Origin of the sequence: Paracoccus pacificus, assembly GCF_042680785.1 — a bacterium.
Classification (GTDB): domain Bacteria; phylum Pseudomonadota; class Alphaproteobacteria; order Rhodobacterales; family Rhodobacteraceae; genus Paracoccus; species Paracoccus pacificus.
In genome coordinates, this window is the sequence record NZ_JBHUEN010000020.1 from 146,953 (window position 1) to 169,371 (window position 22,419).

At 65.6% G+C, this 22,419-nt stretch carries 20 protein-coding genes and 2 pseudogenes; 19 read left to right on the plus strand and 3 right to left on the minus strand.

The features are described 5' to 3' along the window. The first annotated feature begins 20 nt into the window (after positions 1–20). From ACFSCT_RS07865 to ACFSCT_RS07885, 5 genes are all read left to right on the plus strand, one after another. Entirely contained in the window at positions 21–374 is a 354-nt protein-coding gene (locus ACFSCT_RS07865; protein ID WP_379141641.1) for a RidA family protein, read from the plus strand. Between the two features lie 174 nt (positions 375–548). Continuing rightward, positions 549–1,193, plus strand: coding sequence for a CatB-related O-acetyltransferase (locus tag ACFSCT_RS07870; RefSeq protein ID WP_379141643.1), 645 nt, complete (start codon positions 549–551; stop codon positions 1,191–1,193). A 436-nt stretch (positions 1,194–1,629) separates the two neighbouring features. Further along, positions 1,630–2,004, plus strand: coding sequence for a hypothetical protein (locus ACFSCT_RS07875; RefSeq protein WP_379141645.1), 375 nt, complete (start codon positions 1,630–1,632; stop codon positions 2,002–2,004). 127 nt (positions 2,005–2,131) lie between these two features. Next, on the plus strand, positions 2,132–4,309 hold the full coding sequence (locus ACFSCT_RS07880) for a TonB-dependent receptor (RefSeq protein WP_379141646.1): 2,178 nt from the start codon (positions 2,132–2,134) through the stop codon (positions 4,307–4,309). Positions 4,310–4,382: 73 nt separating this feature from the next. Beyond that, positions 4,383–5,186 (plus strand): DJ-1/PfpI family protein, encoded by an 804-nt coding sequence (locus tag ACFSCT_RS07885; protein ID WP_379141648.1) that lies wholly within the window; start codon positions 4,383–4,385, stop codon positions 5,184–5,186. 182 nt (positions 5,187–5,368) lie between these two features. On the opposite strand, the gene ACFSCT_RS07890 is transcribed toward ACFSCT_RS07885, so the two are convergent. Next, the gene (locus ACFSCT_RS07890) at positions 5,369–5,839 is read right to left on the minus strand and encodes an Lrp/AsnC family transcriptional regulator (RefSeq protein ID WP_379141727.1); all 471 of its coding nucleotides are present in this window, start codon (positions 5,837–5,839) and stop codon (positions 5,369–5,371) included. Positions 5,840–5,934: 95 nt separating this feature from the next. On the opposite strand from ACFSCT_RS07890, the gene ACFSCT_RS07895 reads away from it, so the two are divergent. Continuing rightward, positions 5,935–7,104, plus strand: coding sequence for an MFS transporter (locus ACFSCT_RS07895; RefSeq protein WP_379141649.1), 1,170 nt, complete (start codon positions 5,935–5,937; stop codon positions 7,102–7,104). Positions 7,105–7,202: 98 nt separating this feature from the next. Here ACFSCT_RS07895 and ACFSCT_RS07900 read toward each other — a convergent pair whose 3' ends face one another. Continuing rightward, positions 7,203–8,090, minus strand: a complete 888-nt coding sequence (locus tag ACFSCT_RS07900; RefSeq protein WP_379141651.1) for a LysR substrate-binding domain-containing protein — start codon at positions 8,088–8,090, stop codon at positions 7,203–7,205. A gap of 116 nt (positions 8,091–8,206) precedes the next feature. On the opposite strand from ACFSCT_RS07900, the gene ACFSCT_RS07905 reads away from it, so the two are divergent. From ACFSCT_RS07905 to ACFSCT_RS07955, 11 genes and pseudogenes are all read left to right on the plus strand, one after another. Beyond that, positions 8,207–9,433 (plus strand): MFS transporter, encoded by a 1,227-nt coding sequence (locus tag ACFSCT_RS07905; RefSeq protein WP_379141653.1) that lies wholly within the window; start codon positions 8,207–8,209, stop codon positions 9,431–9,433. A 424-nt stretch (positions 9,434–9,857) separates the two neighbouring features. Further along, positions 9,858–11,651: pseudogene (locus ACFSCT_RS07910) on the plus strand (methanol/ethanol family PQQ-dependent dehydrogenase); the annotation flags it as partial. Between the two features lie 729 nt (positions 11,652–12,380). Beyond that, positions 12,381–12,893: a c-type cytochrome, methanol metabolism-related gene (locus ACFSCT_RS07915; RefSeq protein ID WP_379141654.1), complete on the plus strand. Its 513-nt coding sequence runs from the start codon at positions 12,381–12,383 to the stop codon at positions 12,891–12,893. Then, positions 12,893–13,732, plus strand: a pseudogene (locus ACFSCT_RS07920) (substrate-binding domain-containing protein); the annotation flags it as partial. The gene ACFSCT_RS07915 and the pseudogene ACFSCT_RS07920, both read left to right, overlap by 1 nt. Further along, the gene (locus tag ACFSCT_RS07925) at positions 13,727–14,362 is read left to right on the plus strand and encodes a PQQ-dependent catabolism-associated CXXCW motif protein (RefSeq protein ID WP_379141729.1); all 636 of its coding nucleotides are present in this window, start codon (positions 13,727–13,729) and stop codon (positions 14,360–14,362) included. The pseudogene ACFSCT_RS07920 and the gene ACFSCT_RS07925, both read left to right, overlap by 6 nt. A 393-nt stretch (positions 14,363–14,755) precedes the next feature. Continuing rightward, entirely contained in the window at positions 14,756–15,982 is a 1,227-nt protein-coding gene (locus ACFSCT_RS07930; protein ID WP_379141655.1) for an ABC transporter substrate-binding protein, read from the plus strand. 1 nt (position 15,983) lies between these two features. Next, entirely contained in the window at positions 15,984–16,952 is a 969-nt protein-coding gene (locus tag ACFSCT_RS07935) for a YVTN family beta-propeller repeat protein (RefSeq protein ID WP_379141658.1), read from the plus strand. Positions 16,953–16,964: 12 nt separating this feature from the next. Next, complete coding sequence (locus ACFSCT_RS07940) at positions 16,965–17,531, plus strand: cupredoxin domain-containing protein (RefSeq protein WP_379141660.1); 567 nt, start codon at positions 16,965–16,967, stop codon at positions 17,529–17,531. 58 nt (positions 17,532–17,589) lie between these two features. Continuing rightward, positions 17,590–18,321 (plus strand): ATP-binding cassette domain-containing protein, encoded by a 732-nt coding sequence (locus tag ACFSCT_RS07945; RefSeq protein ID WP_379141661.1) that lies wholly within the window; start codon positions 17,590–17,592, stop codon positions 18,319–18,321. After that, complete coding sequence (locus ACFSCT_RS07950; protein ID WP_379141662.1) at positions 18,318–19,127, plus strand: ABC transporter permease; 810 nt, start codon at positions 18,318–18,320, stop codon at positions 19,125–19,127. The genes ACFSCT_RS07945 and ACFSCT_RS07950 overlap by 4 nt, the downstream gene beginning before the upstream one ends. After that, positions 19,124–19,705, plus strand: coding sequence for a hypothetical protein (locus ACFSCT_RS07955; protein ID WP_379141663.1), 582 nt, complete (start codon positions 19,124–19,126; stop codon positions 19,703–19,705). Before ACFSCT_RS07950 ends, ACFSCT_RS07955 begins: the two co-directional genes overlap by 4 nt. Here the strand turns inward: ACFSCT_RS07955 and ACFSCT_RS07960 are convergent, their stop codons facing one another. Then, a complete protein-coding gene (locus ACFSCT_RS07960; RefSeq protein ID WP_379141664.1) occupies positions 19,706–20,734 on the minus strand; it encodes an MBL fold metallo-hydrolase in 1,029 nt (342 codons plus the stop codon). Positions 20,735–20,845: 111 nt separating this feature from the next. Here ACFSCT_RS07960 and ACFSCT_RS07965 point away from each other — a divergent pair, with 111 nt between their 5' ends. Beyond that, a complete protein-coding gene (locus ACFSCT_RS07965) occupies positions 20,846–21,628 on the plus strand; it encodes a quinoprotein dehydrogenase-associated SoxYZ-like carrier (protein WP_379141666.1) in 783 nt (260 codons plus the stop codon). A 97-nt stretch (positions 21,629–21,725) separates the two neighbouring features. Continuing rightward, entirely contained in the window at positions 21,726–22,415 is a 690-nt protein-coding gene (locus ACFSCT_RS07970) for a response regulator transcription factor (RefSeq protein ID WP_379141668.1), read from the plus strand. Positions 22,416–22,419 lie beyond the last annotated feature (4 nt).

Genomic DNA, 22,419 nt, shown 5'->3' on the forward strand with positions numbered 1-22,419 from the left:
GCGACAAAAAGGAACGCCGAATGACCGTCACCCACCTGAACCCCGGCCCGCGGATGAGCGAAGCCGTCCGCATCGGCGACATCGTGTTCCTTGCCGGCCAGATCCCGCAGGATATGTCGGCCGGCATCGAGGCGCAGACCGAACAGGTTCTGGCCGGTATCGATCGGGTCATGGCCGCGTTGGGCGGAACCAGGGCCGACGTCGCCTCGGTTCAGGTATGGCTCAGCGACATGGCGGATTTTCCGGGCATGAATGCGGTCTGGGACAAATGGGTCGATCCCAAAACACCCCCGGCCCGCGCAACCTGCGGCGTGGCGCTTGCCCGACCGGGAATGCGGGTCGAGATGATCGCGGTCGCGAAACTGCCCGGCTGAGGGCATCCGGCCGGCCCCGCGCCGCGCGCCCGGTCCTCTCGACGGATGTCGATAGGGCTGCGGACGTCCGGCGAAAATCGAACGACTTGTTCCTCCGGTGATCAGGCGCCAACTTGCGGCGCACGCGAATCAGCGCGGCGAAAACGCCTTGGAAGCCGGTTGGGGAAAACGACGATGATCAAGCACTGGTCGCAGGTCGAATATCTGCACGAGACCGTCTCCAATCCGAATATCCATCTGCGCGGCACCCACAGCTATTACAGCAGCGCCTGGACCGGCAGTTTCGAGCAAAGCGTCGTGCGCTATCTCTATGGTGACGACTACAGCCGCAATACGTGGGTGTCGCAATGGCCGGTCGATCAGCTTCATATCGGCGATTACGTCTGCATCGGCGCGGAAGCGGTCATTCTGATGGGCGGCAACCACACCCATCGGATGGACTGGTTCAGCCTTTATCCCTTCGCCGAGGTTATTACCGACGCCTATGTCGGCAAGGGCGATACGCATATCCACGATGGCGCGTGGATCGGGATGCGCGCGATGATCATGCCGGGCGTCACGATCGGCGAAGGTGCGGTGATCGCATCGGGCGCGATCGTCACCAAGGATGTGGCGCCCTATACCGTCGTCGGCGGCAATCCGGCCGCCCCCCTGCGCAAGCGTTTCAGCGAGGATACCATCGCCCGGCTGCTCGCGCTGCAGATATACCGCTGGCCCGAGGATAAGTTCACCGCGCTGCGCAGCTTCATCTGCGCGGCCGATATCGGCGCGCTGACGAATGCCAGCGCGGCGTGGGACCGTGAACATCCGGCCGGATAAATTCGGCCATATGCGGCATCCGGCGCTTTATCGACATGCCGCCCGCGCCAAAGGTGACAGCAAAGGGTCTACATGCCGCGCGAGGGTCATCGTTCCGATTCGTTGCGACGGGCCCCCTGCCCCCGCGGGGCGCGTGATCGGCGGTGCGCCCGGGGCGAAGCACGTGGCCGGTTTCTCAATTGCCGTCGACCGGAACGACCGAACGCCGTCCCCGACCCGATCGGCATTTGCCGCCGACGACCGCGCGTTTCGTCAGGGGGGTGAGCCGGATCGCCCTTCCCGCGACATTTGGTCGCTTTCGCCTTCCGCCCCGATCGCGTATCCGTGATGCGACCGTGGCGCAGGCCACGACCCCGCCGACCGACGGAACCATGACCGACCTAATCGCCGTTCCGGGCAAAGTCCCAAGGAAATGCCCGTGCTGAGGGATTTCCGCATGCGCGCGCTATGCTGGGTCCTGATTCTGCCGTTCATCCTGTTCGCGACCGTCAGTCAGGGCACGATGCTGGAAAAATCGGCCTCCGGCGGGATGCGTATCGTGCTGTGCGCCGGCGACAGCGTGGTCGAAATGATCCTTGCGCCGGACGGCAAGCTGATCCCCGCCGATGACGACCGGTTCGGCCAGCATAGCGACGATTCCTTCTGCGACTGGACGATTCACGCGCAGCCCGGGCTCGATTCCGCGCCGGGCCACGAGGTTCAGGCCTCGATGCAGATGTTCGCGGCGGAATATGCGCCGCTGCCGCCGCTTCATGCGCGGCGGGACAGTGTTCTTGCCCCCTCGGCGCGGGGGCCGCCGCTTCCGGTCTGATCCCACTGTCAATCGCGGTGACCGATGCGGCTTTCCCGCCGCTCGGCCGTCCGCGCCTTTTCTGATCGTCCCGCGACATCCCGCGCGGGCCGGGCAGAGCATCTTCTGACACAAGGACCGGAAATCTATGGTCAATCCTTATCTCGGCGGCCTTACGGCTTGCGCCGCCATTGCCGCATCCGCATTTTCGGCGGCGGCTGACGAACCCGTGGAAAACGTGGTGCTGGACGAAATCGTCCTGCGCACGACAGCCCTGCCCGGCCCGTCCGAGGCCTGGGCGCTTCCCCCCGCGGCGACGGGCGGACAGGTCGCGACCGGCACCGGGCTGGGCGTTCTGGGCAACCGGGACGCGCTGTCCACGCCGTTCAGCAGTACCGGCTTTACCGCGGAACTGGCCACGCGGACGCAGGCGCGCAACCTTGGCGACGTGCTGGTCAACGACGCCTCGAACGCGCTGATCGCGCCCCAGGGCAGCTATCGCGACGCCTATCGGATCCGGGGTTTCGGCTATTTCAGCTTTAATACCCTGATGGCCGGATTGCCGGGTCTGGCGCCGAAACAGCGCACCGCCCCGCAGCTTTTCGAGCGCGTCGAGCTGTTCAAGGGCCCCGACACGCTGATCAACGGGCCGGTGCTGGGCGGCGCCGTCGGTGGCAGCGTCAATCTGGTCCCGAAGCGCGCCGGGGATGCGCCGCTGACCGCTGTGAGCCTGTCTTACGGCTCAAAGGCGCAGGGCACCGTCCATGCCGATCTGGTCCGCAGGTTCGGCGCCAATCAGGAATATGGCGTGCGCGCCAACCTGATCTATCGCGATGGCGCGCGCACGCCCGACGGCAATGCCGAACGGCTGGGCGCGGTGGTCGTGGGTCTTGACTATCGGGGCGACCGCTTCCGGCTGTCGGGCGATTTCGGCTATCAGAACAGCCGCGTGCGCAAACAAGACGAGGCGATCGGCCTCGCCCCCGGGGTTCCGGTGCCCGACGCCCCCGACAACGACCTACGGCTGGCCCAGCCATGGGCAAAGTCGCGGACCAAGGATGCGTTCGCGCTGGCGCAGGCCGAATATGACCTGACGGACAGTTGGACCGCCTATGCCAAGCTGGGGGCAGGCTATACCGCGAACCAGAACCTCTATGGCTCGGCCGGCGACCTGCGCGCCGATGGCAGCTATACGGTGACCGGGCTCAGCTTCCCCTCGGGCGGTCAGCACCGCGTCGGCGAGGTCGGTTTGCGCGGCCGGTTCCAGACCGGCGCGGTGCGGCACGATATGGTTTTCGCGGCCTCCTACTGGTGGGCGAACATGACCTCGGCCCGGCCGGCGATGCTGGGCACCGGGGGCACGTCGAATATCTACGATCCGGTCGATTTCCCGGCGCCGAGCCCGGATCTGGTGCCGGATCTGGACGATCTGCGCGTCTCGGCGCGGCACCGCTTTGCCGGCCTCACCATCGCCGACACGATGAGCTTTGCCGATGACAGCCTGCTTCTGACGCTGGCGGCGCGCCAGCAGCGGTTCAGCACCCGCACCTATGACGCGATAACCGGCGAAAAGCGCGGCGATTACACCGAATCCCGGGTCACCCCGGCGGTCGGCCTTGTCTGGCGCATCAACCCCTCGCTTTCGGCCTATGCGAATTATGCCGAGGCCTTGCAGCAGGGTCCGACCGCGCCGATGACCGCCGCCAATGCGGGCGAGGCGTTCGCGCCCACGGTGTCGAAACAGACCGAATTCGGGCTGAAGTTCGACAATGGCGATTGGGGCGGCGCGCTGGCGCTGTTCGATATCCGGCAGGCCAGCGGCATCACCGATCCGCAGACCAACATCTTCGCGGTGAACGGCGAACAGCGCCATCGCGGGATCGAGCTGTCATGGCATGGCGAGTCGCGCGAAGGGCTGCGCATCCTGGGCGGTGTCACCTGGCTCGATGCCGAGCTGACCCGGACGGCGGGCGGGGCGCTGGATGGCCGCACCCCGGTCGGCGTGCCGGAATGGCAGGCGGTTCTGGGGGCGGAATACGACCTGCCCGCGGTTCCGGGGCTGACCCTTTCGGGTCGGGCGATTCATACCGGCAGCCAGTTCGCCGATCTGGACAACACCCAGCGCCTGCCGTCCTGGACCCGGCTGGATCTGGGCGCCTCCTATACGGTCGACCGCCCCGGGCAGGAGCCGGTAGTGCTGCGCGCGGCGGTCGAGAACGTGCTCGACCGCGATTATTGGGCCTCGGCCTCGGCGGGGATGATGGTCAACGGGCTGACCCGCGGCGCGCCGCGCACGCTGCTGCTGTCGGCCTCGATGCGCTTCTGATCGGCCGCCCCCGTCCCGACGGGGGCGTCTTTCCGTTCAATCCGATTTTGAATTCAACACAGGAATGCAGAACATGAACCGTCGAGATTTCAACACTACCGCCGCCATGGCCGCCCTGCTGGCCACCTTTTCCGCCCAGGCCGAGGCGCAGCAATCGCCGCAGAACTCCCAGCAGACATCGCCGCAGCAACCCAAGCGAAAATCCCGACTGCCGCCGCTGAACTACACCATGCTGATCTATCCCGGCATGGTGTTTCAGGACCTGCTGGGGCCGCTGATGGTGTTTCGCCTGACCATGGCGACGCCGCGATTGGTCTGGAAAACGCGCGAGCCGGTATCGACCGATGTGGATCTGCCCGTCCCCCCCACCCATACGCTGGACGATTGCCCGGATCAGGCCGATGTGCTGTTCGTTCCGGGTGGGTTGCGTGGCACCACGGCGATGCTTCAGGACGACGCGGTGCTGGGGTTTCTGCGTGACAAGGCGCCGCATGCGCGTTTCGTCACCTCGGTCTGCACCGGCTCGCTGATACTGGGCGCGGCCGGGCTTTTGCAGGGCAAAAAGGCGACCTCGCACTGGAACGTCACGGATCTGCTGCCGTTGTTCGGGGCGATCCCGACCGACGGCCGTGTGGTTCAGGACGGCAATATCATCACCGGCGGCGGCGTGACGGCGGGCCTGGATTTCGGTCTGACCATCGCCGCAATTCTGCGCGGCGATGACTGGGCCAAGAAAACCATGCTGACGCTGGAATACGCCCCCGAGCCGCCCTTTGTCGGCGGCACCCCGGACCGGGCCGAGCCGGAAAACGTCGCCGCCGTCACGCGGATGCTTGCGCCCAGCAAAGCGGCCGCCCGGAAAGCCGCCGGGGCGTAATACCGGCCCCCGAGCAGGCCCGGCAGCCTTGTCGGATCGTCGACGAGGCTGTTGCGGCATCACCGCCGCCGATGACGTTCCCCCGCGCCAGAAGAAACCCGGCGCGGGGTTTGGAAAGCACGCAGCGCACGGCGCAGACCCTCTGGCCGGTTGCACGGGGCATGCGCCGCCAGCCTCGGCCGTTATGCGTCGGTGCCCGCGTCCGGGATTTCAGGCATCGGTCCGCGTTCCAGATAGGTGCCCAGAACCACATAGCTATGCGTTGCGCGCACGCCCTTGACCGCCTGAATGCGGGTCAGCAGCCGCTCCAGCCCCGCCGGGCCGGAGCAGCGGGTTTTCAGGATCAGGCTGGTGTCGCCCGCGGCGGTGTGGATTTCCTCGACATCAGCCAGATTCCGCAGGGCGAGGATGGACTCCGTCATGCCCCAGCCTTCCGTCGTGACATGGACGAAAGCAAGCAGCGGACAGCCGATCCTGTCGCCGTCAAGCCGCGCGACGATACCCTGAATGAACCCCTCGCGGCGCAGGCGTTTCACCCGCTCATGAACCGCCGGCGGGGAAAGATGCACCAGTGCCGCAAGCTCGGCATAAGGTCGGTCGGCCCGCTCGGCGAGCAGCCTGAGGATCATTCGGTCGGTGCGGTCGAGACCCAAACCATGCCGGGCGCGCGGCCGAACAGCATTCGTTTTTTCGTCTGGCTTGCCGGTTTTCATTTGCGGTCACGTATCGATCTGCGCCTGATTGCCATATGTCATACCAGAAAATACCAAAATGCCGGAATTTCATTCGGACAGCGCAAACCCTCGCCCTTCTGGCCGGCGTTATGCTTGTGGGGTCGAACGCCTTCGTGCTGAGCCCGATCCTTTCGGACGTGGCGCAAGGGTTGGGGACCGAACCGTCCCGCATCGCCTGGGCGATTTCGGTTTTCGGCGCGGCGACGGCGGTGTCGGGGCTGACGCTGGCCCGGATGATCGACAGCCTGCCCGCCGGAAACCTGCTGGGCGGCGCCGCGCTGGTGCTGGCGCTGGCGCAGGCGTCAAGCGGCGCGAGCCCGAACTGGGTCTGGCTGTGCGTGTCGCAGGGGCTTGCCGGGATGGCGACGGGTCTCCTGCTGCCCGGCGTCTATGCGACCGCGGCGGCAAGCGCGACGCAGGGGCGCGAAGCCGCGCGCCTTGGCGCGGTCCTGACCGGCTGGGCGCTTTCGCTGGTGCTGATGGTGCCTTTGGCCGCCTTCATCGCCGAAGGCTTTGGCTGGCGCATGGTCTATGCCGCGCTGTCCGGTTTATCGCTGCTTACCGCATTCGGGATGGCGGTCGGCCTGCGCGGCATTGCCGGCGAAAACCGGGCGCGAACGTCCCTGTCGCGGGCCTTGCGGCTTCCGGGCGTGGCGCGGCTGCTTTTGGTGATCTTCGTCTATATGACCGCCTTCTACGGCAGCTTCGCCTTTTTTGGCGAAGGCGTCCGACAGACATTCGCGCTGACCGCGCGCGGAACCGGGATATTGCTGTCGGCCTATGGGCTGGGGTTCGGATTGGCCGGGATCGGCCTTGCCATGGCGGCCCCGTCGATCACCCGCCGCTATCTGACAACGGTGCTGCTGGGCATCGCTGCAAGTTATCTAAGCTGGCGTTTCGCCCTGAAAACACCCGCGTCGGCGTTCATCGGCGCGGTGGTTTGGGGTATCTTCAACCAGCTTGGGCTGAACGCGCTGGTCGTCTCGCTTAACCAGCGCGCGGCGCAGGTCCGGGGCGCGGTGATGGGCCTGAACACCGCCGTCACCTATTCGGCGGTATTCGCGGGGCCGATGCTCATGGGGCCGATCTTTGCGGATCGGGGGTTTGTCGCGGTCGGCGCGCTTGCCGCCGGGCTGGTGCTGATCGGCGCGCTGCTTGGGTGGAAAGCCGTCCAAGCTGCCTGACCCGGGCGAAACCCTGAACCTGCAACATGGCCGCGCGGTTACGGACAGACGGGTCGATTGACAGGATCGAAAAGCGCAACCGTGGCGCGACCGGCGTTTCAGGAACCGCCCGTCACGCCACCGGCTTCCTTGAGCAGCCATTCCTGAAAACGCGCCACCGCCGGCCGTTGCGACGCCTCGGCGGTTCGCACGACGTAATAGGCAAATCTTGTCGGCCAGCGGACGGAAATCGCCCGCACCAGCCGCCCGGCCCGCAGATCGTCATCCGCATAAGTGTCGCGCACAAGCGCCAATCCCTGACCGGCAACAGCCGCCTTCACCATCAGATGATCCTCAGAGAAAGACAGCCCCTCAATACGGTCGGGAACCTGCACCCCATGGGCCTGAAACCATAGCCGCCAGTCGGCCCGCTCGGTATCATGCAGCAGGGGAAAGCCCAGACAATCGGCCGGGCGCCGGATCGGCGCGCGCGCCTTCAGCAAGGAAGGGCTGGCCACGACGATCAGTTCCGGCGCGACTAGCGGGTCCGAGATCAGGCCCGGGTAATCCCCAAGCCCGTGCCGAATGGCCAGATCCACCGGCTCACGCCGCAAATCGACCAGCCGGCCGTCGGTTTCCAATTCGACGTCGATCCCGGGATGGCTGTCTGAAAAGCGCGACAGCCGCGGCACCAGCCAGTTCGAGGCGAAGGACGCCATCGTGCTGACCCTGACGCGGTGCGCGGCCGGCCGCTCCAACCCGCGTCTTGCGTCGTTTATCCGCTGAAACGGCTCGTCCAGCGCCGCGAACAGCGACTGGCCCGCCGCATTTAACGTCACGCCGGTCTGGGTCCGGTTGAACAGGCGATGCCCGGCCAGTTCCTCCAGCTCGCGCACGCGCTGGCTGATCGCGCCGGGGGTCAGCGACATGATGTCGGCGGCCTCGCGCATGCGGCCGGCGCGGGCGACGGCAACGAAAGTTTCCAGCAGGGTCAAAGGAATGGCCATGCCCCCGTGTTTAGCACAGCTAAACATCAGCCGCAAAACCATCGTTTGCCGAATCCCCGGCGCGCGGGGATTTTTCGCAAAAGGCGGATTTTTCGCAAAAGATCAGCGGGCGATTCATGAGCATGAAGCATTCACCATCAGCAATCCTGCAATGGGCGGTCGTCGGCTTCGGATTTCTGGCCTTGGCGCTTGCCTTTTCGGCCCGCGCCACGCTTGGTCTGGTCATGCCGATCTGGTCGCAGGAACTCGGCTGGTCGCGCAGCTTCATTTCCGGCGCGGCCGCGATGGCGCTTCTGGTCATGGCGGCGGTTGCACCCTTTGCCGGGCGCCTGATCGACCGGCACGGTGTGCGCGAGACGCTCGCGCTTGGGCTGGCGTTCGTCGGCGTCGGCTGCTTGATCGTCGCCGGCACCAGCAACGCCTATGTGTTCATTTTCGGCTTCAGCATCGTCGCGGCGATCGGCTTCGGGATGGTGGCGGCGCATGTCGTGTCGACTGCGGTCGCAAGGCTGTTCGAGGCGAATCGCGGGCTTGCCACCGGCATCGCCACGTCCGGCTCGACCGGCGGTCAATTCCTTATCGTGCCGCTGGTCGCCGCGGTTCTGGCGACGTTCAGCTGGCGCTGGAGTTTCTTTGCGATCGGCATCGCCTGCCTGATCCTGATCCCGGTTCTGTGGTTGACACTGGCGGCAAAGGATGGCGGCGAGGCAGAAACCGCAGCGCCCGCAGCCCCTTCGACGCTGAAGGCCGATCTGGGCACGATCATCCGGAAACCGGCATTCCACGTCCTGTTCTGGAGCTTCCTGCTGTGCGGCTATACCACCGCCGGGGTGATCGAAACCCATCTGATGCCCTATGCCGCCTTCTGCGGTTTCGGCCCGGTGCCAAGTGCCGCCGCTTACGGGGTCCTGTCGGCCGTCAACATGCTGGGGATGATCGGGGCCGGATGGCTGACCGACCGCATGAACCGGGTCGTCCTGCTCGGCTTGATCTATCTGCTGCGCGGCGCGACATTTCTGATCCTGATGAACATCGGGACCAGTTACGAAATGCTGGTGATCTTCGCGGTCGCGTTCGGCGCGGTGGATTATGCGACGGTTCCGGTGACAGCAAGCCTGGTCGCCAGCCATATCGGCCTGCGGGTGATGGGGCTGGCGATGGGGCTGATCTCGGCCGGTCACGCGCTCGGCGCCGCCGCCGGTGCATGGTCCGGCGGCTATATATTCGATCTGACCACGCGATATGATTGGGTCTGGCTGATTTCGGCCGCACTTGCCGCCGGTGCCGGGCTGATGGTGTTTCTGTTGCGCGACCGGCCGGAGCCGGCGCCGGAAACGGCTTAGGGACGGTTTTCCGGCCCCCCCAATCACGAACATCAATGGACCGGAACGGCATAGTGCCTGCGTCCGGCATGGGTGGGCGCGGCACCCAAGCTTAGCGTCACCGTGCCGGGTACCGCAATGCCCCCCCACAAAGGTCGTACACGTTCTCGCCGCGACGGCGCGGTCTTTTCATCGGCGCCAGACCGACCCGCGTCCCTGCTGAACATGACCGCTCCGGCCACCGCCTCAACAACGCTAAGGCTCGGCAAATCACGTGGCGGCGCGGGTTTGCACGGACAAATGCGACATTTTGCGGGTACCATACTTTCCGCGTAGGCCGCCGCAGGCCGCATTGACCCGCGAGGCATTTGCCCTAGCCTGATGCTGGGCGCCGCATGATTGGTGGGAGACGATTGCGCGGCAGAAAGCTTGGGAGGGCTATTACATGAAAATCGCAGCGATAACGGCATCTGTGCTGCTGGCCAGCACAGCCGCCGCATATGCCAACGATTCGGTCACCGCCATCATCGGTGACAGCAAGCAATGGGGTATCCAGACCGGCGACTATGCCAATACCCGCTATTCCGCGCTGGACCAGATCAACAAGGACAACGTCGGCGACCTGCGCGTCGCATGGACCTTCTCGACCGGGGTGCTGCGTGGCCATGAAGGCGGCCCGCTGGTCATCGACGACGTGATGTATATCCATACGCCGTTCCCCAACAACATCATGGCGCTTGACCTCAAGAACGACGGCAAGATCCTGTGGAAATACGAGCCGCAGCAGGATCCGAACGTGATCGCGGTCATGTGCTGCGACACGGTTTATCGTGGTCTGGCCTATGCCGACGGCATGATCCTGACCCATCAGGCCGACACCACGCTGACCGCGCTTGATGCCAAGACCGGCGAAGTCAAATGGTCGGTCAAGACCGGCGATCCCTCGATCGGCGAGACGAATACCGCGACGGTCCTGCCGGTGAAGGACAAGGTGCTTGTCGGCGTTTCGGGCGGTGAATACGGCGTCCGCGGCCGGGTGACGGCCTATAGCCTCGCCGATGGCAAGGAAATCTGGCGGGCCTATTCGACCGGCCCGGACGAGGAAATGCTGGTCGACCCCGAAAAGACCACCGTGCTCGGCAAGCCGATCGGCAAGGACAGCTCGCTGAACAGCTGGGAAGGCGATCAGTGGAAGATCGGCGGCGGCACCACCTGGGGCTGGTATTCCTATGACCCGGAACTTAACCTGGTCTATTACGGCACCGGCAACCCCTCGACATGGAACCCGTCGCAGCGGCCGGGCGACAACAAATGGTCGATGACGATCATGGCGCGCGATGTCGATACCGGCATGGCGAAGTGGTTCTATCAGATGACGCCCCATGACGAATGGGACTATGATGGCGTCAACGAGATGATCCTGACCGATCAGGAGTTCGAAGGGAAGCCGCGCAAGCTGCTGACCCATTTCGACCGCAACGGCTTCGGCTACACGATGGACCGCGAGAGCGGCGAGTTGCTGGTGGCGAAGAAATACGACCCGGTGGTGAACTGGGCCACGGAAGTCGTCATGGATCCGGCCAGCGATCAATACGGCCGGCCGCAGGTGGTCGCGCAGTATTCGACCCAGCAGAACGGCGAAGACACCAACACGACCGGCGTCTGCCCGTCCGCGCTGGGGACGAAGGACCAGCAGCCGGCGGCCTATTCGCCGGATACGCAAACCTTCTATGTGCCGACCAACCACGTCTGCATGGATTATGAACCGTTCCGCGTCGCCTATACCGCCGGCCAGCCCTATGTCGGGGCCACGCTGTCGATGTACCCGGCGCCGAACAGCCATGGCGGCATGGGCAACTTCATCGCCTGGGACAACATCAAGGGCGAAATCAAGTGGTCCCTGCCCGAGCAGTTCTCGGTCTGGTCGGGTGCCCTGGCGACCAAGGGCGGCGTCGTGTTCTACGGCACGCTTGAAGGCTATCTGAAGGCAGTTGACGCCGAGACGGGCAAAGAGCTTTACAAGTTCAAGACGCCCTCGGGCATCATCGGCAACGTGACCACCTACGAATCCGGCGGCAAGCAGTATATCGCGGTTCTGTCCGGGGTCGGCGGCTGGGCGGGTATCGGTCTTGCGGCCGGCCTGACCAACCCGAACGAAGGTCTGGGCGCGGTCGGCGGCTATGCGGCGCTGAGCCAGTATACCGAGCTTGGCGGCCAGTTGACGGTGTTTGAGTTGCCGGGTGACGGCGCCACCACCGGCGCAGCCGATGCCGCGGTAACGCCGGCTGCCGCCGAGGCGCCTGCGGCGACCGATGCGCCTGCCGCCGCTCCGGCTCCGGCCCCCGCCCCGGCTCCGGCCCCCGCTCCGGCTCCGGCGAATTGAACCAGTGTCGACCTGCGTGATCGTAACCGGACTCGGATGATCACCAAGCCGTCCCGGCCAGACAGGTCGGGGCGGCTTTTTTTCTCGGGAGATTTAATGATGCCGCACAAAACCAAGTCGATTATCTGCACCCTGCTTTGCCTGTCCGCCGGGCCGCTTATGGCGCAGGACGCGCCCGCCCCGCCCCCGGTCCCGGTTCCTGCCCCAGCGCCCGCCCCGGCTCCGGCCCCCGCCCCGGCTCCCGCGGCGCCGTCACAGTCTGGCGCAGGTGCCGCAGCGGCGACGTCCGGAAGTGCAGCCCCGGAAGCAGCTCCGGCGGATGCCGCAAAAGCCGGTGCAGGTGCCGCCGCCGCGACCTCCGGTGAAGCGACCGCCCCTGCCGCCCCAGTCCCTGCCGCCCCCGCCCCGGCGGCGCCATCGCAGGCCGGCGCAGGTGCCGCCGCGGCAACGTCCGGAAATGCGGCCCCGACGACGCCCCCGGCGGATGCCGCGCAGGCCGGTGCGGGTGCCGCTGCCGCGACCTCTGGCGATGCGGCCGCCCCAGCCACCCCCGCCACACCGGCGACACCCGGCAGCGCCGATAACGTGCCGCCGCCGACCGAAGCCGACAAGCCGCCGACCGGGGTTGCCGCCGGTGGGACCATTCTGCCGAATGGCATGGACATCACCGCCTCCTATATGGAAAACGGCCGCTGGTATAACGCCGATGGCATCCCGACCTTCAAGATCGAGGATGGCGTCGTCGATTACGCGGTTTTCTCGGGCTATCGGCGGTACTCGGCTGAATGCCATGTCTGCCACGGGCCGGACGGCGAAGGTTCGACCTATGCGCCGGCGCTGAAGAATTCGGTCATGAACATGGATTACTATCAGTTCCAGGAAATCGTCGCCTCGGGCAAGCAGAATACCGGGACCGGAACGGCCAATCAGGTGATGCCGGCCTTTGGCACCAACAAGAACGTCTGGTGCTATATCGACGACATCTATGTCTATCTGCTGGTGCGCGGCACCGATTCGCTTGCCCGCGGGCGTCCGGCGAAGAAGGCCGATAAATCCCCGGAATTCGCCGCGCAGGAAGATTCCTGCATGAACGGCTGATGACCGGCCGCCGCTCTCGCTCGTGGCATCCGCGCCTTGCCGGCGCCACGCTTGCCGCACTGACGGCGCTGGTCGCGCAGACCGGCGCCGCGCAGGTCGCCGATCTGCACTCCAAGACCGCGCTTCGGGTCTGCGCGGATCCGGCGGCGGTGCCGATGTCGTCCAAGGACGGAACCGGGTTCGAAAACAAGCTGGCCGAGCTCTTTGGCCAGAAACTCGGGCTTCCGGTCGAATATTTCTGGTTTCCGCAGGGCATGGGATTTATCCGCAAAACCCTGCGGGACGGGAATTGCGACGTGGTGATCGGCTATGCGCAGGGTGATGAGCTGGTGCAGAACACCAACCACTATTACACCTCGGTCTATGGAATCGTGACCCGCCGCGACGGCGATCTTGCCCGCGTCGACCGGCTGACCGACCCCGCGCTGCGCGGCCGCAATCTGGGCGTCGTGGCCGGGACACCGCCGGCCACGCATATGGCGCGGGCCGGGCTTGCCAAGGATATGCGCGGCTGGGACCTGTTCGTCGATCGCCGGGTCGAGGATCCGGCGGGCGACATGCTGGCCCAGGTCCGTGACGGCAAGCTGGACGCGGCGGTGCTTTGGGGTCCGATCGCGGGGCCGCTGATCAAGGATGATTCCGACCTGCAATTCACCCCGCTTTTGCAGGAACAGGGCAGCCCGCATCTTTTCTTCCGCATCACCATGGGCGTGCGGCCGGGTGAACAGGAATGGAAGCGCGAGCTTAACAGCCTCATCCGCCGCAATCAGGCCGAGATCGACGCCATCCTGACCGAGGCCGGCGTGCCGCTTGTCGATGATTACGGCAAGGCGATGAAAGCCGCCCCGGGCGCGTCGACCGCTGCGCCTCCGGCTGCTGCGGGCGAAACCGCCCCGGCGCCGGGTCCGACCGATGCGGCTGCGGCTGAAGCGCCGACCGCAACGGAACCGGCTGCCGCCGCGGAAACGTCACCCGCCGCGGCAGTACCGGAACCGGACGGGTTCCGCGCGCCGCCCTATCGCGAAGCCACGCCCGCGACGCTTGCCGGCGCGACCGTCATCAATGCGGCCGAGGCCCGGACGCTCCACGACGCAGGCGTCCCCTTCATCGACGTCTATCCGCGCAAGGGACGCCCCGCAAACCTGCCCGAGGGCACGATTTTCCGCGAGGAACCTTATCTGACCATCCCCGGCGCGACGTGGCTGCATGACACCGGCTACGAGGCGCTGAACCCGGTCGAGGAAGCCCGGCTGCGCGACGGCCTCGCACAGATAAGCAAGGGGGACATGGCGGCGCCGATGGTGATTTTCTGCCGCCGCGACTGCTGGCTAAGCTGGAACGCCGCGAAACGCGCTGTCGCCTGGGGCTATACGGGTATCCGCTGGTTCCCCGACGGGATCGAGGGCTGGCAGGAATCCGGCGGCAAGCTGGAGCCTACCACTCCGCCAGAGGACCAGCCGGCCAAGTAAACCCGGCGCCGGAACGCCAACGCCAAGCCCGCCGGCCGGGGGCGGCGTCGGGTCGCTCCCGCTTTCTCACCGGGACGTCCGGTTGTGGATTGGCATCGTCGCAGCCCCCTTGATCTGCCGATGCGGAACCCGGGGCCGGACCGCCACAGACAAGCCCGCGGCCCGGCGACGCCTTGCGGTCGCCGGATTGTTTCGCGTGGCGTTCCGGTTGAGGAAGGATATCGCCGCGCCCCTTCGATCTTCCGACCACCGGAACCCGGCTGTGGACAGCCCGGGAATACATCCCCCAAAACCACGGCGGAACCTCCGGTAATGCGACAAAGGTCGTATCATCGGCCACCCCCCTTGATCCGCCCCGACGATCCGACCAGTCTTGCGGTGGGAGAGGATGCGATGAAGCTGATAGCGAGTGCCGCGGCCGCGGTTCTGCTGGTTGCGGTCCTGCTGGTTGCGCTGCCACTGGCTGCGCAGCAGGCGCCGACCACCGAAGTGACCCAACTGCGCGCGGCGGTTCTGCGCATCGACCGGCAGGCGTTGCGCCCGGTGTCGCGGCTGGACGCTACGCCGCCCGATCTGGGTTTCGCGGGCGCCGTGCTCGCGACCGAGGATAACGCGACCACCGGCCGTTTCATGGGTCAGGAATTCGTCACCGACACGGTCGCCGCATCGCCCGAGAATGCGGTGAAGGCGTTGGACGGCATTCTTGGCGCGGGCACGAAATTCGTCACCGTGCTTGCCGATGACGAAACCACGCTGGCGCTGGCCGACCGGGCGCGGGAAACGGCGCCGGACGCGTTGATCTTCAACGCGCTCGCCCAGGGCGACAACCTGCGAAACGCCGATTGCCGGGCCAATGTGATCCATGTCACGCCCAGCCGGTCGATGCTTACCGACGCGCTGACACAGTTTCTGATGTGGAAGAAATGGGGTCGCTGGGTGCTGATGTCGGGCAGCCACCCCTCGGATCAGGCGCTGAAGGCGGCCTATCAGGCGTCGGCCAAAAAGTTCAACGCCAAGATCGTGGCCGAAAAGGAGTTTGCCGATACCGGAGGATCGCGCCGCAGCGATACCGGCCATGTTCTGGTTCAGCGGCAGATCCCGGTCGATACCCAGTTCGGCGAGGATTACGACGTGCTGATCGCCGCCGACGAAAATCAGGTCTTTGCCGGCTATCTGCCCTTCCAGACATGGGCGGCACGGCCGGTTGCGGGCTCGGCCGGCCTGCGGGCGCGGCTTTGGTCGCCGGCGCTGGAAAGCTGGGGCGCGACGCAATTTCAAAACCGCTTCGAGAAATTGACCCGCCGGCCGATGCGGGACGAGGATTATTCGACATGGCTGGCACTGCGGATGCTGGGCGAGGCGGCGACGCGGACCGGCTCGACCGATCCGACACAGCTCAAGCAGTTTATTCTAAGCCCCGATTTCGCGGTCGCCGGGTTCAAGGGCGAAAAGATGACCATTCGCGACTGGGATCACCAGCTTCGTCAGCCCATCCTGCTGGCCACCGACAATATCGTGGTCTCGGTCAGTCCGCAGGAAGGCTATCTGCATCAGGTGTCGCAACTTGATACGCTGGGCACGGACCGGCCGGAAACGGCCTGCAAATTGGACGGAGGGTGATATGCGCAGCTTTTCCCTTGCACTTCTGGCGGTATTTCTGGCGACCCCCGCGCTCGCCAACCGGGTTTTCGTCAGCAACGAACGCAGCAACGACATCACCGTATTCGACAGCGAAACCTGGGAGGTGATCGGCACTTTCCCCGGCGGCAACCGCCCGCGCGGCATCGCCATCTCGCCCGACGGCAAGGAGCTTTACGTCTGCGCCTCGGATGACGATCTGGTCCGGGTCTTCGACCCCGAGACGATGCAGGAAACCCATACCCTGCCCTCGGGGGCGGATCCGGAACTGTTCGTGCTGCACCCCTCGGGCAATCCGCTTTATATCGCCAATGAGGACGACAATCTGGTGACCGTCGTCGATACCGCGACGCGGCAGGTGCTGGCCGAGATTCCGGTCGGCGTCGAGCCCGAGGGGATGGGCATCAGCCCGGACGGGAAATTCGTCATCAACACCTCGGAAACCACCAACATGGCGCATTTCATCGACACCGCGACCTATGAGATCGTCGGCAATGTGCTGGTCGATTCCCGGCCCCGTTTCGCACAGTACAATTCCGCCGGGACCAAGCTTTACGTCAGCGCCGAAATCGGCGGCACGGTCAGCGTCATCGACCCCGCGACCCGCGAGATCACCAAAAAGATCAGCTTCGAGATCCCGGGTGTGCTGCCCGAGGCGATCCAGCCGGTCGGGGTGCGCGTGACGCAGGACGGCAAAAAGGTATATGTGGCACTCGGTCCCGCGAACCGGGTGGCGGTGGTGGACGGCGAAACCGATGAGGTGATCGACTATCTGCTGGTCGGTCAGCGGGTCTGGCAACTGGCCTTTACCCCGGACGAGAAATATCTGTTCGCCACCAACGGCAACACCAATGACGTGTCGGTGATAGATGTTCAGGCCGACAAGGTGGTGAAATCCGTGCCCGTGGGTCAGCAGCCCTGGGGCGTCGTCGTCGCGCCGAACGGCCCTTAAGAAAGAGATCCCATGACCCGGCTGCTTGCCTCGCTTTTCATCGCCACCCTGCTGTCGCTGCCGGCCAGCGCCCAGGACGCCGCGAAAGATGCCGACCCGAGCGGGACGCAACCCGCCACCGACGCGCAGACCGCCGCACCTGCCGATGCCGAAGACGATGAACAGGAAGGCGAGGACGAAACCGGCGTTCATGAAGCCGCGGGTCAGTTCGACTATGGCTTTTCGGGCATCCTCGCCCGGGACAACCGCACCGATCTGGCGCCGCTGGTGCTTGGCGCGGGCAAGCCGGTCGCGACGGCGGAATATACGCTCAAATCCGGCGGCTATTACCGGATCGCGATCAATGCCGACGGCTCGCAGGAACTTGGGCTTTCGGGCGGAGATTTCTTTCGCGCGATCTGGGTCAACGAGATTGTGGTGAACGACGTGGAGATCCGGCCGATGGGGGTCCATTCGATTGAATTCGACAGTCCCGGCACCGCGGTCATCAGCTTCGTCGCCATCGTGCCGGGCCGCTATACGCTTTCGGTGCCCGGCTCTTCCGGCGACGGCCTGCAGGCGGTGTTCAACATCCAGTAGAAAGGCCGGCCATGCCCGCGACATTCCAGCTTGCGTCACGCCGGGAGCGGGGAACCCCTTGGCCGAGATGATAACGCCAGCCCTGTCGGTCGAAAACGTCGGCTATGCCTATGGCGACCGGCGGGCGCTGACGGATGTCTCGCTTAACGTCGCGCCGGGACAGTTTCATGCCCTGCTGGGCGTCAACGGCGCCGGAAAATCGACGCTGTTCGCGCTGGTGACGCGGCTGCTGGCGCCGGATACGGGCCGGATCCTCGTCGCCGGCCACGACATGGCGGCGGGTGCCGCGACCCTTGGCCGGATCGGTGTCGTGTTCCAGTCCCGCGCGCTCGACCCCGATCTGACCGTGATGGACAACCTGCGCTATCATGCCAGCCTGCACGCCATTCCCCGCGCCAAGGCGCAGACCCGGATCGCCGAGGTGCTCGGCGCGGTGGACCTAACGGAGCGGGCGAGATCGAAGGTGACGACGCTTTCGGGGGGACAGCTTCGCCGGGCCGAGATCGCGCGTGCCATGATCCACAAGCCGTCGCTGATGCTGCTGGACGAACCGACCGTGGGGCTGGACGTGAAGGCCCGCGCCGAGGTATTGGCGCAGACCCGGCGGGTGGTCGCGGAAAGCGGCGCCGCGGCGCTGTGGGCCACGCATCTTCTGGACGAGATCCTGCCCGATGACGCGCTGACCGTGCTGCATCAGGGGCGCGTGCTGTGGCAGGGGCGCGCCGGCGATCTGGCCACACCGGCCGAGATGAACCGCGCCTTCCTTGATCTGACCGGGGTCACCACATGACCGGCTGGCCGATCGTCCTGACCGGGATCATGCGTCGCGAGGGGCTGCGGTTTCTGAACCAGCGCGGCCGTTTCTTTGCCGCGCTGGTCCGGCCGCTGGTCTGGCTGTTCATCTTCGCCGCCGGCTTTCGCTCGGTTCTCGGCGTCTCGATCATGCCGCCTTACGAGACCTATGTGCTTTACGAGGTCTATGTCACGCCCGGACTGGTGGCGATGATCCAGCTTTTCAACGGTATGCAGTCGTCCCTGTCGATGGTCTATGACCGCGAGACCGGGGCGATGCGGGTGCTCTTGACCTCGCCCTGGCCGCGCTGGTTCCTGCTCGGCTGCAAACTGCTGGCCTCGGTCCTTGTCTCGGTGGTGCAGGTCTATGTCTTTCTGGCCATCGCGGCGCTTTGGGACGTGCGGCTGCCCCTGCTTGGCTATGTGACGCTGCTGCCGGCGTTGATCCTGTCGGGGCTGATGCTCGGCGCGCTTGGTCTGCTGCTGTCGTCGGCCTTCCGCCAGCTTGAAAACTTCGCCGGGGTGATGAACTTCGTCATCTTCCCGATGTTTTTCGCCTCGTCGGCGCTTTATCCGCTGTGGCGGATGCAGGAATCGTCGATATTGCTGTGGCGTATCGCCTCGCTCAACCCTTTTACCCATGCGGTCGAACTGATCCGCTTCGCCATGTATGCGAAGATGAACTGGCTTTCGGCCGGCGTCACTGCGGGATGCCTGATCCTGTTTTTCGGCCTCGCGGTGGTTTTGTTCAACCCGGCCCGCAGCTTCCTGTCGCGACCGGCGAAGAAGGAGAAACGGACATGAAAGCCCTGCTTGTCACCCTTGTGCTTTGTGCGTCCCCGGCAATCGCGGCCGGCCCGGATTGGCCCTGCGAAAGCCCGAAGCGGGCGGCCTTGTCAGTCGGCCAGATGTGGGCCGCGCCTGCCCCCGATGCGGCCAGCGCCGAGGCCGCCCGGCGCCCGGATGTGGCGGCGCTGGCGGCGCGGCTGGCCAGCCGCAAGGTGCCGGTCGCCGACCTGACCGCCGATCTGGACGCCTTCGCGGCCAGCGCCGATAACACCGCGCTGACCGGGCTTTTTGAGGCCACATTCGATCAGCTCGAAGGGCGCCGGCAGCTGGTGGTGGCGAAGATCGACGAATTCGCCGGCGCGCAGCGGGCCATCGAGACCCGGATCGAGGGGTTTCGCAGCGAAATGGCGGCGCTGGAAAAGGCCGAAAAACCCGATTTCGACGCCATCGACCTTGCCGAGGAAAAGCTGGACCTGAACACCCGCATGTTCAGGGAACGGCAGGATCAGATCCGCTATATCTGCGATGTGCCGAACCTGATCGAGCAGCGTGTTTTCGCCATATCGCGCGAGATCCAGTCGCGCCTGAAGTGATCACTGCCACTCCAGTTCGGCATAGGCCGTCGCGGCGTTGCGCGCCGTCGTCTCGTCGAAATCGGCCCAGCCGGTCGCAAGCGGCTGCATCGCCTTGACGATCCGGGGAACGGCGTCGGACAGGGGCGTCGCCGCCGCGATTTCGGCCAGCGTCGTATCTTTCAGCGTCTGAAGATAGGTCCGCATCGGCGCCACGGCCTCGTTCCAGTCCGTCGCGACGGGGCCATGACCCGGGACGATCGGGCCCGAGGCCGGCGCCGGGGTTTTCGCCAGCCAATCCAGCCAGCCGGTCAGCGAGCCATCCACCACCGGGGTCAATTCGCGGAATATCAGGTCGCCGGCGAAAACCGTGCCCGAAGACTTGTGCACCGCCATCAGATCGGCGCCGGTATGGGCTTCGGGCGCCGGCAGCAGCGCAAAGCCTTCGGGCGCCTTGGTAGAGGTCGGCGTCGCAAAGGCGCTGCCCAACATTTCGGCCGTGCCGATGCCGTCGATATAGGAGCCGAGCCAGGTCTCGCGGCGGGGCAGAAGATAGCTCTCATACCCCTCGGCCGCGATGATTTCTGCACCCGCCTCGGCAAAGAACGCGGCGCCGAAACTGTGATCCGGATGGGGATGGGTCAGGATCACCGCGCCGATCGGCGCCGCGCTGCGCAGGCGGATCGCGGCATAAAGCGCCTCGGCCTCGGCCCGGCTTCCACCGGGATCGATCACGGTGATGGACGGCCCGATCACCACGCCGATATTGGCGATCCGGCCGCGGTTTTCGGACGAAGCCATCGCCACCGTTCCCTGATGAACCAGCACGCCGGGGGCGATTTCGTCCAGCCGCAGGGCGGGAAGCGCCCCGGTTTCAACACAGCGCGGCCGGTTCGCCGTCAGCCCCTGACGCGCGGGCCAGTCGCCTAGCGCCGCATCGGCCCGCGCCTCACATTCGGCCCGGGTGGGCGCATCCGCAGCCGGCAGCAACCGATCCGCGCAGACAGCCGGATCCGAGGCCAGACAGGCCGTGACCAGAAGGTGGAACATGTTTCCTCCAATTCCCGCCAGCCTAGCATTACGGCCGCCGGGCCGAATTCATACTTTCGGACTATGGACGATGGCGGGCGGTTGCTCCAACATGGATAAGGGGATGAGGAAATGAGACTGTTATTCGTGGCGGCGGTGCTGATGCTTTCGGGGCCGCCAGTTTTTGCCCAGGACAATCCGTTGCAGCCTTCCGAAACATGGGAGGGTTTGCGTTACGACGTCATCCTGCAGGACACCGACCCGCCCGACGCCGCCGGGGTGATGGCCCTCGACGCACCTGCGCGCGCCACCAATCCGGCGCTGGTTCCGGTGCGCATAACCCAGCCCGAAGGCGCGCCCGCGATCCGCAAGCTGATCGTCGTCGTTGATGAGAACCCCGCCCCGGTGGCGGCGACATTCACCTTTGGCGACAGCATGATGCCGCTGGATTTCGAGATCCGACTAAGGGTCGACGCCTATTCGGACCTGCGCGCCATCGCCTATCTGGACGATGGCCGGATGGTCATGGCGGGCCGTTACGTCAAGGCATCGGGCGGCTGCGCGGCGCCGGCCGGTTCCGGCCCCGACGCGCTTGCCCGCGCCGGCGAGATGCGGCTTAAGACGATCAGCGAGGGCGACCGGCAGGTCAGCACGCTGATGATCCGCCATCCGAACTTTTCGGGGTTTCAGCGCGATCAGGTGACATTGCTGAACATTCCTGCCCGCTTTATTGATACGCTTGAGGTGACGCAGGGGGGCGAATCGCTGTTCACCATGGAGGGGGGAATTTCGATATCCGAAAATCCCGTGTTCCGTTTCGCGCACCAACCCTCGCAGGAACCGATGAAGGTGCATGCGACCGACATCGACGGCGCGGTGTTCGATCAGGTCCTTTCGGGCGGCGGCACGGGATAGGCGGATCGGTCCCCGCGGATCGGCCCCCCATGGATCGGTCCCCAACGGATCGCCCGGAAGCATCGCCCGGAAAGATCGCCCGGCAGGAGGAACGCGCATGTCTGATGCAATAATGTCAAAGGAACGCCGGACGGGCGAAACGGTCCGGTCGCTGCTGATCGTCGACGATCACCCGCTGATGTGCGACGCGCTTGCGTTGACGCTGCGGGTGTCGCTGGGGCTGAAATCCGTCGCGACCGAACGCAGCCTGCGCGACGCCGCCGAAAGGGTCGTCGCCGACCCGCCCGATGCGGTCATTCTGGATGTAAACCTGCCCGACGCGAAGGGGATCGAGGGCATCGTGACGCTGCGCCGGCTGCTGCCTTCGGTGCCGATCACGCTGATCTCGGCCGATCAGGAACCGGGCGTCATCGGCGACGCGATGACGGCGGGCGCGAACGGTTTTCTGGCCAAGACGCTGCCCCGGGACGAACTGGTCTCGGCGCTGCTCAGGATCTGGAACGGCGAGGTGGTGCTGCCGGATTTCTACGACCCCGAAGCGCGCAGCGAAGACGACGAGGAGCGCAGCGACATCATCCGCCGCTTTGCGACGCTGACGCCGCAGCAGTTGCGGATCCTGCGTCAGGTCTGCATGGGCAAGGCGAACAAGGAGATTTCATACGAACTGTCGATCGCCGAAGCGACCGTCAAGACGCATCTGACCGCCATCATGTCAAAGATCGACGTCTGCCGCCGCACCCAGGCGGTCCGGCTGGCCAATATTGCGCAGCTTTTCAACGATAGCTGAGCGA

Bases quoted from the DNA above. Each gene is read 5' to 3' on its own strand.
- ACFSCT_RS07940 (WP_379141660.1), top strand. From the start codon at position 16,965: ATGACCCGGCTGCTTGCCTCGCTTTTCATCGCCACCCTGCTGTCGCTG.
- ACFSCT_RS07930 (WP_379141655.1), top strand. From the start codon at position 14,756: ATGAAGCTGATAGCGAGTGCCGCGGCCGCGGTTCTGCTGGTTGCGGTC.
- ACFSCT_RS07950 (WP_379141662.1), top strand. From the start codon at position 18,318: ATGACCGGCTGGCCGATCGTCCTGACCGGGATCATGCGTCGCGAGGGG.
- ACFSCT_RS07935 (WP_379141658.1), top strand. From the start codon at position 15,984: ATGCGCAGCTTTTCCCTTGCACTTCTGGCGGTATTTCTGGCGACCCCC.
- ACFSCT_RS07880 (WP_379141646.1), top strand. From the start codon at position 2,132: ATGGTCAATCCTTATCTCGGCGGCCTTACGGCTTGCGCCGCCATTGCC.
- ACFSCT_RS07970 (WP_379141668.1), top strand. From the start codon at position 21,726: ATGTCTGATGCAATAATGTCAAAGGAACGCCGGACGGGCGAAACGGTC.
- ACFSCT_RS07900 (WP_379141651.1), bottom strand. From the start codon at position 8,090: ATGGCCATTCCTTTGACCCTGCTGGAAACTTTCGTTGCCGTCGCCCGC.
- ACFSCT_RS07895 (WP_379141649.1), top strand. From the start codon at position 5,935: ATGTCATACCAGAAAATACCAAAATGCCGGAATTTCATTCGGACAGCG.
- ACFSCT_RS07875 (WP_379141645.1), top strand. From the start codon at position 1,630: ATGCGCGCGCTATGCTGGGTCCTGATTCTGCCGTTCATCCTGTTCGCG.
- ACFSCT_RS07885 (WP_379141648.1), top strand. From the start codon at position 4,383: ATGAACCGTCGAGATTTCAACACTACCGCCGCCATGGCCGCCCTGCTG.
- ACFSCT_RS07925 (WP_379141729.1), top strand. From the start codon at position 13,727: ATGAAAGCCGCCCCGGGCGCGTCGACCGCTGCGCCTCCGGCTGCTGCG.
- ACFSCT_RS07870 (WP_379141643.1), top strand. From the start codon at position 549: ATGATCAAGCACTGGTCGCAGGTCGAATATCTGCACGAGACCGTCTCC.
- ACFSCT_RS07960 (WP_379141664.1), bottom strand. From the start codon at position 20,734: ATGTTCCACCTTCTGGTCACGGCCTGTCTGGCCTCGGATCCGGCTGTC.
- ACFSCT_RS07865 (WP_379141641.1), top strand. From the start codon at position 21: ATGACCGTCACCCACCTGAACCCCGGCCCGCGGATGAGCGAAGCCGTC.
- ACFSCT_RS07905 (WP_379141653.1), top strand. From the start codon at position 8,207: ATGAGCATGAAGCATTCACCATCAGCAATCCTGCAATGGGCGGTCGTC.
- ACFSCT_RS07965 (WP_379141666.1), top strand. From the start codon at position 20,846: ATGAGACTGTTATTCGTGGCGGCGGTGCTGATGCTTTCGGGGCCGCCA.
- ACFSCT_RS07955 (WP_379141663.1), top strand. From the start codon at position 19,124: ATGAAAGCCCTGCTTGTCACCCTTGTGCTTTGTGCGTCCCCGGCAATC.